The 436-nt window shown below is 48.9% G+C and carries 1 protein-coding gene; it reads left to right on the forward strand.

Annotated elements, in window-relative coordinates; all coding sequences use genetic code 11:
- Nucleotides 1-2 precede the first annotated feature (2 nt).
- Nucleotides 3-431 carry a DUF3304 domain-containing protein gene (locus J1778_RS00110; protein ID WP_420804054.1) on the forward strand — a complete coding sequence of 143 codons (429 nt, stop codon included), beginning with the start codon at nt 3-5 and terminating at the stop codon, nt 429-431.
- Nucleotides 432-436 lie beyond the last annotated feature (5 nt).

A 436-nucleotide genomic window follows, 5' to 3' on the forward strand; every position in this document is an offset into this window, starting at 1 on the left:
TATTGTTCATACTGGCATGGGGAGGCTGGTTAATCTGGGCATCCATCTGGGGACCACCGACCGGGCCGGTGACATTAATTATTCACAGCGAAATTGACCGGCCTATTTTGGGATTTAGTGTGAATGGCGTAGCGGGATCCAATGCATCTGCACATGGCGGTGGGGGGGCAACCTGTTGTGGCAGTATCAACGGAAAGACGGCGGAAGTTGTCTGGACTCTTGATATAACGCATGAACAATATCTTAAGGGAATGCGACTTGAGACTCGCCGTATCGTCATTCCTCTTCCCGAACGCAAATGGGGGGAAGATGATTTGCACGTTCATTTCCTCCCCGGAGATAAAGTTTTATTAGGGTGGAGTGACAATGCCTGGTCACCTTATGAAAAACATCCGGGCAAGGATAATAAATTACCAGCGGCAGATATTTGATTCCG

Source organism: Rahnella bonaserana (genome assembly GCF_019049675.1).
GTDB classification, from domain to species: Bacteria; Pseudomonadota; Gammaproteobacteria; order Enterobacterales; family Enterobacteriaceae; genus Rahnella; species Rahnella bonaserana.